This is a genomic window from Corallococcus sp. CA053C (genome assembly GCF_003611675.1).
In the GTDB taxonomy this organism is placed as follows: domain Bacteria; phylum Myxococcota; class Myxococcia; order Myxococcales; family Myxococcaceae; genus Corallococcus.
This window is the reverse complement of record NZ_RAWA01000317.1, coordinates 1-11,656: the sequence shown is the minus strand read 5'-3', so window position 1 is coordinate 11,656 and position 11,656 is coordinate 1. Positions and strand designations below refer to the sequence as shown.

Below are 11,656 nucleotides of genomic sequence, written 5' to 3'. Positions count from 1 at the left end.
CGCCTCCTCCCCGCGCGCCCTCCTCGTGGCGCGCGCGCTGGCGGTGCTCGCGGCGCTGGGCTGGTTCCTGTGGCTGGGCGGCGGGCCGGTGCTGCCGCCCACGCACATCGACTGGATGATGCGCGAGGACTGGGCCGCGCACATCTTCGGCTGGCTCTTCTTCCGCAACGCGGACTGGCAGCTGCCGCTGGGCGCGACGCCCAACCACTTCTTCCCCTACGGCACGTCGGTGGCGCTCACCGACGGCAATCCGTGGCTGGCCGTCCTGCTCAAGCCCTTCTCCGCGCTGCTGCCCGTGGACTTCCAGTACACCGGTCCGTGGCTGGGCCTGTGCTACGCGCTGATGGGGTACTTCGGCGCGCGGCTGGTGGAGACGGTGTCCCCGCGCGCGGTGCCGGTGGCGCTGGGCGGCGCGCTGCTGGCGCTGTCGCCGGTGATGGCCGCGCGCTTCAGCCACCCCACGCTGTGCGCGCACTGGCTGCTGGTGGCCCTGCTGTGGCTCCACCTGCGCGACACGCCGGACGCGCGCGCCGCGACGCGCAGCCTGGGGCTCGCGGCCCTCTTCAACGCCATCGCCGCGGGCACGCACCCGTACTGGGTGGCCATGCTGGTGCCGCTGACGCTGGCGCTCGGGGTGCGGCTCGTCTGGGGCCGGAAACTCGGCCTCGCGCGCGTCGCTGGCGCATGCGCGGGCATCATCGTCCTGGACGTGCTGCTGTTCTCCGTCTTCGGCTACTTCGGCGGACAGGGGCTGGGCGCGGAGGGCTTCGGCGACTTCTCCGCGGACCTGGCCACCCTGGTGAACCCGCTGGGCTGGTCGCGCCTCCTGCCGGACCTGCCCGCGGGGCCCCGCCAGGGTGAAGGCTTCGGCTACCTGGGCGCGGGCGCGGTGCTGCTGCTCGGGCTCGCGGGCTTGAGCGTGCTCCTGCGCCCGCGTGAAGCGCGCACGCTGGATTGGCGCCGCGTCGTGCCCGCGACGGTGGTGGTGCTGCTGCTGGGTGTCTACGCGCTGTCGTCGCGCGTGACGTGGCTGGGGCAGCCGGTGGTGGACCTGGGCGCGCTGTACGCGCCGCTCGCGAAGGCGACGAACGCGTTCCGCGCCTCCGGCCGCTTCGTGTGGCCGCTGCACTACCTGCTCGTCGTGGGCGCGGTGCTGACGGTGGTGCGCCTGTGGCGCGCCGTCCCCGCCGTGGCCCTGGCCGCGCTGACGGTGGCGCTGGCGGTGCAGGCGTACGACGTCCGCGAGGACAAGAGCGCCCTCTTCAAGCCCGTGCACTTCCAGCGCCTGCAATCCCCCGAGTGGGCCGCGCTCCAGGGCTCCTATCAGCACCTGGCCCTCTTCCCGCCGCATGCGCAGTGGGTGTGCCGCTACGACGAGCCGCTGGTGAACGCGCTGGCGTACCAGGCGTACCGGCTGAAGCTCACCTTCAACAGCGGCTACGCGTCCCGCACGCCGCAGGCGCTGGAGACGGAGTGCCACGCGCGCCTGCCCCGCGACGGGCTGGACGCGGCCACCGCCTACGTGGTGCTGCCCGAACACCTGCGCCCCTTCCTCGACGCGGGCGCGCGCTGCGGCGTGGTGGAGGGGCTGCCCGTCTGTGTGGTGGCTGGCAACACGGATGCCTTCGCGCAGGGGCTTGCGCGTCAGCCATTGCACTGACGCGGCACGGCACTGAAAATCCGTTCAGACGCCTTCCCGTCCCCTGTTACGGTCCGCGCCGCCCGAGCACCTTCGGGCTCTCTTCGACAGGAGCAGACGCATGCCCACGATGACGAAGCACGAGGCCGGCACGCTGTGCTGGGTGGACCTGATGGCCTGGGACCGGGAGAAGGCGCAGGCCTTCTACGCAGGCGTGTTCGGTTGGACGTACGAGGTGGGAGGCCCGGAAACGAACCACTACACGATGGCCCGGCAGAAGGGCCACGACGTGGCGGCGTTGATGCAGCGGGAGAAGGACGCGCCATCCCCTCCCATGTGGAACCTCTACTTCAGCGTGGAGGACGTGGACCGCACCCTGGCCCGCGTGAAGGAGCTGGGCGGACGGGAGATGGTGGCCGCGATGGACGTCATGGACCTGGGGCGCATGGCCTTCTGTCAGGACTCCACCGGGGTGCCCTTCGGCCTCTGGCAGCCGAAGCGCTTCCAGGGCGCGGGGCTGGTGAACGAGCCCGGCACCATGACCTGGCATGAGGCCAAGACGCGCGACGGCGCGAAGGCCCGCGACTTCTACTGCGCCCTCTTCGGCTTCACGGCGGACAAGATGCCCGGCGAGAGCATGGACTACTGGGTCCTGAAGAAGAACGGGAAGGAGGTCTGCGGCGTGATGCAGCTGGCCCCGCCAGCGCCCGCCGACGTGCCGCCGCACTGGATGACCACCTTCTCCGTGAAGAACACCGACGAAGCCGCGGCCACCGTCGCCCGGCTGGGCGGCAAGGTGCTGATGGCGCCCTTCGACTCGCCCTACGGTCGCATCAGCCTCGTCGCCGACCCCGGCGGCGCGGGCTTCGGCATCATCACCCTGGCCCAGCCCCCGAAGTCCTGAAGCGGCTCCCGAAGCTCAGGGCGTGAGGGCCGCCAGCGCGGCGGCCATCACCTGCTTCACCGGCACCCCGGCGGCCTGGGCCACGCGGACGCAGTCATCGAACTCCGGGTGCGCGTTGAGCACCCGGCCGTCGCGCAGGCCCCGCTTCACGCGGACCCTGCCCCACGGCGTCTCCACCTCCACCCAGTCGCGCTCCAGCGCGTGGCGCTCCACCCGGTGGTAGCGCACGCCCAGCGACGTGGACTCGCGCAGCACCGTGTCCACCACCGCCTCGCGCAGCCCGCCCTCCACCAGCGCGCCCAGCAGGTGCGCCGGCCGCCCCTTCTTCATCACCACCGGGGCCACCCACGCGTCCTTCGCGCCCACCTCCAGGAGCCGCTCCACCAGGTGGCCCAGGAGCTGCGGCGTGGCGTCATCCAGGTTCGTCTCCACCACCCACAGCCCCTCGGTGGCGTGCGCCTGCACCGGAGCCTCCATGCGGCCCAGCGACGCGCGCAGCACGTTGGGCCGGTCGCGGAAGTCCTTCGTCCCCACGCCGTAGCCCACCTTCTCCACGATGAAGTCCGGCGGGTGGCCAATCTTCGTCAACACCTTGAGCAGCGCCGCGCCCGTGGGCGTCGTCAACTCGCCCACGCCCTCGAAGCGCACGGGCACGTCGCGCAGCAGCTCCAGCGTCGCGGGCACGGGGATGGGCATCTGCCCATGGGCCACGCGGATGGTGCCGCTGCCCAGGGGCGGCGGCGCCGCATGCACCTCCGGGTCCCCCAGCAGCTCCAGCACCACCGCCGCGCCGCAGATGTCCACGATGGAGTCCACCGCGCCCACCTCGTGGAAGTGGATGTCGTCGATGGAGACGCCGTGCACCTTCGCCTCGGCCTCACCGATGGCGCGGAACACCGCCAGGGCCCGCGCCTTCGCGCGCTCCGGCAACGTGGAGGCCGCTTCGATGAGCTGGCGGATGTCCGCGTAGGCGCGGTGCGGGTGCGCCTCCTTCGCGTCCAGCACCACGTCCAGGTGCGTGCCGCTGATGGCGTGCCGCACCGCGCGCGACACCGCCAGCTTCCAGCCCGGCACGTTGAGCCCGGACAGCGCCTGGGTGAGCGCGTCGGGGGACACGCCCAGGTCGATTCCCGCCGCCAGGAACATATCCCCGGCGATGCCGCCCACGGGCTCCAGGTAGAGGATGCGTCGCATGGCTTTAGCGCCGTCCCTTCGTGCGCGAAATCAGCGCCGCGTAGAAGCCGCCGCCAAAGCCGTTGTCGATGTTCACCGTGGCCACGTTCGCGGCGCACGAGTTCACCATCGCGAGCAGCGCGGAGATGCCCTTGAGGTTCGCGCCGTAGCCCACCGACGTGGGCACCGCCACCACGGGGATGCCCACCAGGCCCCCCAGCGCGCTCGCGAGCGCCCCCTCCATGCCGGCCACCACCACGGCGACGTGGCACTCCTGGATCTCCTCGCGCCGGCGCAGGAGCCGGTGGATGCCCGCCACGCCCACGTCATAGACGCGCCGCACCTCCGCGCCCATGGCCTCCGCGGTAATCGCCGCCTCCTCCGCCACGGGGATGTCGCTCGTGCCCGCCGTCACCACCGCGACGAGCCCCGCCTTCACCTTGCGCTGGGGCATGTGGAAGATGCGCGCCACCGGGTGGTAGACGCCCTTGGGGAAGCGCGCGACGAGCGCCTCCGCCTTGTCCGGTTGCAGCCGCGTCACCAGCACCGTCTGCTTGCGCTCCACCAGCGCGCCCACGATGCCCAGCAATTGCTCCACCGTCTTGGGCTCGCCCAGCACGACTTCCGGAAAGCCGAAGCGCAGGTTGCGGTGCGTGTCGAGCGTCGCGTAGCCCAGCTCCGCGAACGGCAGGTCCTTGAGCTTGCCCACCGCGTCGTCCAGGGTGACCTTGCCCGTCTTCACCTGACCCAGCAGCTGTCGCAGCGCCTTCTCGTCCATGGGCGACCGTCTACCCCACCACCGCCCTCGGGACTACTTCGGGACGACTACAGGCCCAGGCGGGCCAGCAGCGCCTGGGTGCTGCCGCGCTCCAGCACCAGGAGCATCTGCCCGGCGACGGACGCGCCAGGCGTGGGGGCCGTGGCCGTGAAGCGCGCCGCCAGCACCACCACCGGGCCCGGGCCGGACTGCACCTCGCCCAGCACGCCCGCCAGCACCGGCCGCACCGGGCCGCGCTCCAGCTGGGGCACCGTGGGCAGGAGCCGCCAGCCGGTCAGCCGTCCAATGGCGGACAGACATGCGCTGGCGATGATGTTGGCGGCTTCCGCCAGGGCGCTCTCGCGCTCCTCGGGGGCCGCGGGCTGGCCTCGCACCAGCACCGTCTCCAGCGCCTCCCCGTCCCGTGCCGGGAGCACCAGCACCAGCGCGCCGCGCAGCTCGCCCGTCATGCCCAGGCGCACGGCGACGGCGGGGCCTTCGTCGCCCAGGAGGGCCGGCCCTTCCTGCACGTTCGTCAGCCGCACCTCCGGGAGGGACAGGTCCACGCGGCCGCCCACCAACCGGGCCAGGGCGTTGGCGCCATGGCCACAACCGATGTTGGCCACCTCTCGCAGGGCGTCGAGCTGGGCGTCGCTGGGCAGGGGCGGGCTCACGCGGTCAGTAACCTCGGGACGTCCAGGATGAACACCGGCCGGCCACTGCCCAGGATGGTCACCCCGGACAGGCCCGGCAGCAAGTCCAGCGGTCGGGACAAGGGTTTGAGCACGACTTCCTCCTGCCCCAGGAGGCGATCCACCGCCAACGCCACCTTGCCGGTGCCGGCGTCGCCCTCCATCACCACGAAGGGCCGGAGACCCGGACGGGGCGAGGCGGGCACGCCCAGCAGCACCTCCAGCGCGTGCACCGGCAAGAGGCCGTTGCCGTGCGGCAGGAGCGCCGTCTCCCGGCTGCGGCTCAGGGCGTCCGGGTCCGCCTCCGTCGCGCCCACCACCTTGGCGATGGGCAGGCCGAAGACCTCCTCGCCCACCTGCACGAGGAGCAGGTGCACGACGGCCACGGTGAGGGGCAGCCGCAGGGTGAAGCAGGTGCCCCGGCCGCGCTCGCTCTCGATTTCGAGCGTGCCGCCCACGCTCTCCACCACGCGCTTGACGGCGTCCATGCCCACGCCGCGCCCGGAGATGTCGGTGATGTCCTTGGCGGTGGAGACGCCCGGCAGGCACGACAGCAGGAAGGCGTCGCGGTCCGCCATGCGCGCGGCGGCCTCCTCCGTGATGAGCCCGCGCTTCAAAGCCGAGGCCTTGAGCTTCGCGGGGTCCATGCCCCGGCCGTCGTCCTCGATATCGATGATGACCCGGTCGCGCGCGCGGCGCACCGTCACCAGCACGCGGCCGCGCACGGACTTCTTCGCGGCCAGCCGCTCTTCCGGAGCCTCCAGGCCGTGGTCGATGCAGTTGCGCAGCAGGTGCAGCAGCGGATCCGCCAGCTCGTCGAGGATGGCCCGGTCCAGCTCGATTTCCGCGCCGGTGATGACCAGCTCCACCTCGCGCTCCTTGCGGCGGGCGAGGTCGCGCGCGGCGCGGGGCAGCCGGTCGGTGATGAGCGACAGCGGCGTCATGCGCGCGCTCATCACCTTGTCGTGCAGGTCCTTCACCAGCGTGTGAAGCCGGTAGACGCCCTCCTCCAGCGCGGGGCGCGACACCTCCGGCATCACCTTGCCCACCTCGCGCAGGCGGGCGGTGGCGAGCATCAGCTCCCCCACCGTGTCGAGGAAGTAGTCGAGCAGCTCCGTGCGCACGCGCACCGTGCGCGAGCTGGCGTCGGCGCTGGCGCGCGCGTTCTCCGCCGTCTGCGGGGTGATGGCGACGATGGGCGGTTCGGGGACGGCCTGGGAGACGGAGACGACCTCCACCTCCGCCACGTTGCGCAGGGCCGTCTGGATGCCGGCCTCGCCCACGGTCGTGTCCAGCTCCACCTGGATGAAGCCGTCCGGGATGCGCCCGGCCTTCAGCTCCTCCAAGGGAGGCCGCAGGTCCACCAGCGTGCCCAGGGTGGACAGCCGCTTGTGCACCAGGAACGCGCGCACGCCCGGCACCTGGCAGGTGGGCGAGATGCGCAGGCGCACGGACCAGCGGGGCGCGCTGGGGAGCCCGTCCGCGTCCACGTTGGCCAGGACCTTGAGGTTCGCGCCCAGGGCCGCCACCGAGGACGACGCATCGGCCTCCACCGGCACGTCCGTCCGGGGCCGCGCGCCGGGAGCCCCGTAGAGGTTTTCAGGGGCGCTCAGGTCGCGCGGGGGCATCAGGCTGGCGGGCGGCATCACCGCCAGGGCCGTGGCCCCCCCGCCTTCCACCCCGGTGGTGCCCTGGAGCCCCGGGGCCGCCCGGGGGGCCGGCTCCGCCGAGGCCGCCGGGTCCGCCGGGTCCGGGCCCACGCGCGCGGCGCCCGAAGGCCCCGTGCCCGCTGCGTCCGCCGTCGGAGCCCCAGCCGCCTCGCCCGGAGTCCCCGGAGTCCCGGCCGCATCCGCCAGGGCGCCCGGTTCCCCGGCTCCCGCTGTCGGAGCGTCGCCCGGCTTGAGCACCGTGACCTGGGCCACGCGCGTGACGGCGGGCGCATGGCCGGTGAGCGCCCGCACGCGCGCGCTCAGCTGTTCCAGCAGGGGCGCCGCCGCCTCCGGCTCACGGCTGGCCGCGACGGCGCGCACCTGGGCCATCAGCGTGTCCGCGGCGCTCAGGAGCAGGTCCACCAGGTCCCGGTCGAGCAGCTTCCGGTCCTGCCGCACGGCATCCACCAGGTCTTCCACCCGGTGCGCCAGCATGGCGATGGACTCGAAGCCCATGGAGGACGCCATGCCCTTGACGGAGTGGGCGTGGCGGAACATCGAGTCCACGGTCTCGGCGGTGGCCTCGCGCTCCAGCGCCACCAGGTCACGCCCGAGCGCTTCCAGATGCTCCGTGGCCTCCGAGATGAAGAGGCCCAGGTACCGGGACATGTCCATCGTCATGAACCCGGCACCTCCCATCCGGCGGACGGGACCGCGACCCGGGCGGGCGCGGTCCTTACGTCACGTCTGTCAGGCCTCGCCCAGCACCTTCTTGACGACCGCCAGCACGTCCTCGGCCCGGAAGGGCTTGACGATGAAGTCCGAGGCGCCCGCCTCGATGGCCTCCATCACCAGGCTCTCCTGACCGAGCGCGGAGCACATGATGACCACCGCGCTGCTGTCGGCCTTGATGATTTCCCGCGTCGCTTCGATTCCGCTCTTGAACGGCATCACGATGTCCATCGTCGTGAGGTCCGGTTTCAGCTCCTTGAACTTCTCCACGGCCTCCAGGCCGTTGGCCGCCTCACCGACGACCTCGAACCCTCCAGACGCAAAGATGTCCTTGATCATGTTGCGCATGAAGATGGCGTCGTCGACGACCAGCACCCGCTTAGCCATGTGAAGAACTCCGCCTCCGTTTCAGGCCTAGAGGGAGCGCACCCTATCACCCGCCGTTTGCAGGGGGCTACTCACTTGGGCGCAGTGAACAAGGCAACGACCGCCGCATCAAGTCCTTCGGGATCCAGCACGGTCACTCCCAGACCGCCCAGGCGGGCAACGCCGCGTACCGCGGGCGTGACCTTCCCCGGTGCAGCGCTCACACGCTCCACCGCTTCGATGCCATCCACGTCCGTCACCAGGAGGCCCAAGTCGCGCCGCCCCCGGTCCAGGAGTACCACGCGGCACAGCGGCGTGGGGCCTTCTGGCAGATGCAAAAGCTGCCGCAGCTCCACCACCGTCACCACGCGACCGCGCAGGTTCATTACTCCGGTGATGGCGGCCGGGGCGCGCGGTACACGGGTGTAGCGCTCCGGGGGCACCACGACCTCCCGGACCGCCGAGAGGGGCAGCCCATAGCGCTCCTTCTCCACGCGGAAGATGACGTGCCGCACGGTGTCAGGGCCCCAGGCGGAAGCTGCGCACCACGCTCTGCAATTCCACGGAGAGGTTGGTCAGCTCGCTCGCCAGCGACGTCATCCGGGACACGGCGGCCGTCTGCTCCTGGATGACCGCCTGGATGGCCTCCGTGGAGCTGGCGTTGTTGCGCGCCACGAGCTTGATCTCCTCGATGGCCTTCACCATCTCCTCGCTGCCCTTGAGCTGTTCGCGGGTGCTGTCGGAGATGAGGTTCACCTTCTCCGCGCCCTTGCGCGCGGTGTCGGTGATGGCCCCCATGGAGCGCATGATGTCGGTGAGGTCCTCGCGGCCCTCCGCCAGCTCCGCGATGCCTTCCTTCATGGCGCTCACGACGGAGGTGGACTGGCCGGAGATGTCGCGCGCCAGGCGGGAGATCTGCTCCGCGGACCGGCCCGCGCTCTCCGCCAGCTTGCGCACCTCGTCCGCGACCACCGCGAAGCCACGGCCGTACTCGCCCGCGCGCGCCGCTTCGATGGTGGCGTTGAGGGCCAGGAGGTTCGTCTGCTGGGCCACCTGGGTGATGGCGTCGACGATCTTGGAGATCTCCTGCGTCTTCTCGCCGAAGGCGAACACCTGCTGGCTGGCGGACTCGATGCGGTTGAAGACCTTCTTCACCTTGTCGCCCGCGAGCCGCGCCGCCTTGGAGCCGTCCTCCGCGCCGCTGCTGGTCTCCGCGGACGTGCGGGCCGCGTCCAGCGCGCTCACCGCCGTGCGCTGGATGCTGCCGGCCATCTCCGTGATGACCTTGGAGGCCTGGGACACGAGCTGCGACTGGGTCTCCGCGCCGCTGGCGATCTTCTCCATCGACGAGCCCACCTCCTCGGTGGACCCGTTGACGTTCTCCGCGGAGCGCTGCAGGTCGATGGCGGTGTCCGCCACGCTCTTGGCGGTGTCCTGAATCTTGCCCACCAGCTCGCGCAGGTTCTCCTGCATGCGGGAGATGGCGCCCGTCAGCTCGTCGATCTCATCGCGCGTGCTGTGGACTTCCGCGGCCACGGGCTTGGACAGGTCGCCCTGGGAGATTTCAAAGGCGGAGCGGCTGAGCACCTTCACGCGCGTCACGCGCGCCAGCAGGGACGGCAGGTACGCCGCGCCGCCGAAGGTGATGAGGATGCCCACGCTCACCCGGATGACGAAGCTCCAGTAGCCCCAGGACGCATCGAACATGCGCTCCGTGCAGAGCAGCCACGTGCCCAGGAGGAGGCCCAGGACGATGTAGCCGGTGGTGATCTTCCGGTGCAGCGACTGCTCGCGGACGACCTTGGGCCCCTCCACGGCGCGCAGCAGGCGCTGCACGGGCTCGCGTCGGGGGGTGAGACCAGAGGAAGGGTCGTCGCGAAGGGGGCGGCGCACGGGGTGCTTTCAGCAGGCGGGGCAGGAAGCAGTCCAGGGGTTTAGCCTTGCTCTTCGGTACGGGTCAATCATCCGACGGGCTCTGCCTGCTTGACCGGGCGAAGTGATCGAATCCGTCGGGAGGGGTCAGGGGCCTCCCCGCGGCGTCACGAATTTTCCACTGTCGCTCTCGCGTGAGCACACCCACGCGGGTCACCCGCTCACCAGAGCGACCACACGCCCGCTCGAACGCTGGCGCGCGCGCGGGGGGAACGGCGAGCAGCAATTCGTAGTCCTCGCCGCCCTGGAGCGCCTCCCTGCGTGCCTGCTCCAGCCCCACCGCCGCGCGCAGGGCGGGCGACACGGGCAACAGGTCCAACTCCAGCGCCACGCCCACCCGGGACGCGGCGCACAGATGACCCAGGTCCTGGGAGAGGCCGTCGGACACGTCCAGGCCGGCGGAGGCGAAGCGCGCGGCGAGCCGGCCCAGGGCGACGCGGGGCTCGGGGCGGCGCTGGCGGCGCACGGCGCTGCCCCGACGGACGCCGGCCGCAAGCTGCTTCAGGCCCAGGCGCGCGTCGCCCAGCGTGCCGGAGACATAGAGCAGGTCCCCGGGCCGGGCGCCCGCGCGGGTGATGGGGGGATGGGACAGCTCGCCGGTGGCGGTGAGGGTGACGGACAGCTCGCGCGCGGAGGTGAAGTTGCCGCCCACGAGCGCGATGCGGTGGGCCTTGGCGAGCGCGGCCATGCCCCGGCCGAGCGCGGACAGCTCCCGCACGGGGAAGTCCTTGGGCAGCGCGAGCGCGCAGACGAACCAGCGGGGCGCAGCGCCCATCGCGGCCAGGTCCGACAGGTTCACCGCGAGCGCCTTGTGCCCGATGTCCGCGGGCGAGAACGTCGCGCGGGTGAAGTGCACGTCCTCCACCACGGCGTCGGTGGTGACGCACAGCGCGCCCTTGGACGGCTCGAGCACGGCGCAATCGTCCCCGGGGCCCACGGGCACGCGGGCGCGCGGGAAGCAGGCGAGGAAGCGTTGGATGAAGTCGAACTCACCGGGCATGGAGCGGCACAGACCACGCCCGCGCCCGGTGACGCAACGCCCGCGCGCCGAACGGACGCGGGGCCCGTGGCGTTGACGCTGTCAGCCCCACGAGGCATAGCCATGGGAGTGCCTCCCACGCCCACGCCCCTGGACCTGCGACGCCGTCTGGTGACGGAGGCGCTGGGCTGCGGGCTGGTGGTGGTGGCGCTGGAGGGCTCGCACCACATCGCCGAGCACCTGGGCGCGAGCGCCACCGAGGGCCGCCTCTTCATGTCCCTGTCGTGCGGCGCGGTGCTGGCGTGCCTTTTGTGGGTGCTGCGGCCGTTGGGCGCGCACCTCAACCCGGCCCTCACCTTCGCCGACGCGTTGGGGGACCGCACGCCCTGGCGCGAGGTGCCGCTGTACGCGCTGGCGCAGCTGGGCGGCAGCCTGCTGGGGCGCCTCATCGCGCATGGCATGAGCCACGAACCGCTGCTGCTCACCGCGCGTCCGCCCTCGGCCGACGGCGCCCGGTTCCTCACGGAGATGGTGGCGACGTTCGGCCTGCTGGTGGTGGTGCGCGGCTGCGTGCGCACGCGTCCGTCCGCCACGCCCCTGGCCATCGCGGCCTATGTCGCCGCCACGGTGTGGTTCACCGACTCGCGCTCGCTGGCCAACCCGGCGCTGGTGCTGGCCCGCGCCGCCAGCGCCCACGTGGGCGTGATGAGCCCGCTGGAAGTGGAGTCCTTCGTCGCCGCGCAGCTGCTGGGCGCGGCGCTGGCGGTGTTCCTGTTCCGCTGGCTGCTCGGGAGCACGCCCCGTCCCGCCCCCCCGTCCGCCCCGTTGGAGAC

11 protein-coding genes are annotated in these 11,656 nt (G+C 72.1%); 3 read left to right on the top strand and 8 right to left on the bottom strand.

Translation table 11 applies throughout. The features are described 5' to 3' along the window. Together D7V97_RS31465 and D7V97_RS31460 are read left to right on the top strand one after the other, a co-directional pair. The coding region (locus D7V97_RS31465; protein ID WP_368668976.1) for a DUF6311 domain-containing protein at positions 1-1,660 on the top strand (1,660 nt) is incomplete at its 5' end. A 100-nt stretch (positions 1,661-1,760) separates the two neighbouring features. After that, positions 1,761-2,543, top strand: a complete 783-nt coding sequence (locus D7V97_RS31460; protein ID WP_120614321.1) for a VOC family protein — start codon at positions 1,761-1,763, stop codon at positions 2,541-2,543. Positions 2,544-2,558: 15 nt separating this feature from the next. Here D7V97_RS31460 and larC read toward each other — a convergent pair whose 3' ends face one another. From larC to thiL, 8 genes are all read right to left on the bottom strand, one after another. Beyond that, on the bottom strand, positions 2,559-3,737 hold the full coding sequence (gene larC, locus D7V97_RS31455) for a nickel pincer cofactor biosynthesis protein LarC (protein WP_120614320.1): 1,179 nt from the start codon (positions 3,735-3,737) through the stop codon (positions 2,559-2,561). A 4-nt stretch (positions 3,738-3,741) separates the two neighbouring features. Continuing rightward, positions 3,742-4,494 carry a nickel pincer cofactor biosynthesis protein LarB gene (gene larB / locus D7V97_RS31450; RefSeq protein ID WP_120614319.1) on the bottom strand — a complete coding sequence of 251 codons (753 nt, stop codon included), beginning with the start codon at positions 4,492-4,494 and terminating at the stop codon, positions 3,742-3,744. Between the two features lie 47 nt (positions 4,495-4,541). After that, a complete protein-coding gene (locus D7V97_RS31445; RefSeq protein WP_120614318.1) occupies positions 4,542-5,147 on the bottom strand; it encodes a chemotaxis protein CheC in 606 nt (201 codons plus the stop codon). Further along, on the bottom strand, positions 5,144-7,495 hold the full coding sequence (locus tag D7V97_RS31440) for a chemotaxis protein CheA (RefSeq protein ID WP_120614317.1): 2,352 nt from the start codon (positions 7,493-7,495) through the stop codon (positions 5,144-5,146). The genes D7V97_RS31445 and D7V97_RS31440 overlap by 4 nt, the downstream gene beginning before the upstream one ends. A gap of 69 nt (positions 7,496-7,564) precedes the next feature. Next, entirely contained in the window at positions 7,565-7,933 is a 369-nt protein-coding gene (locus D7V97_RS31435) for a response regulator (protein WP_014400067.1), read from the bottom strand. A gap of 71 nt (positions 7,934-8,004) precedes the next feature. Then, positions 8,005-8,427 carry a chemotaxis protein CheW gene (locus D7V97_RS31430; RefSeq protein WP_120614316.1) on the bottom strand — a complete coding sequence of 141 codons (423 nt, stop codon included), beginning with the start codon at positions 8,425-8,427 and terminating at the stop codon, positions 8,005-8,007. Between the two features lie 4 nt (positions 8,428-8,431). Continuing rightward, positions 8,432-9,805, bottom strand: a complete 1,374-nt coding sequence (locus D7V97_RS31425) for a methyl-accepting chemotaxis protein (protein WP_120614315.1) — start codon at positions 9,803-9,805, stop codon at positions 8,432-8,434. A 64-nt stretch (positions 9,806-9,869) separates the two neighbouring features. Next, positions 9,870-10,844: a thiamine-phosphate kinase gene (gene thiL / locus D7V97_RS31420; protein ID WP_120614314.1), complete on the bottom strand. Its 975-nt coding sequence runs from the start codon at positions 10,842-10,844 to the stop codon at positions 9,870-9,872. Between the two features lie 102 nt (positions 10,845-10,946). Between thiL and D7V97_RS31415 the strand changes: the two genes are divergently transcribed. Beyond that, on the top strand, positions 10,947-11,656 hold a 710-nt coding region (locus tag D7V97_RS31415), incomplete at its 3' end, for an aquaporin (RefSeq protein WP_199728996.1).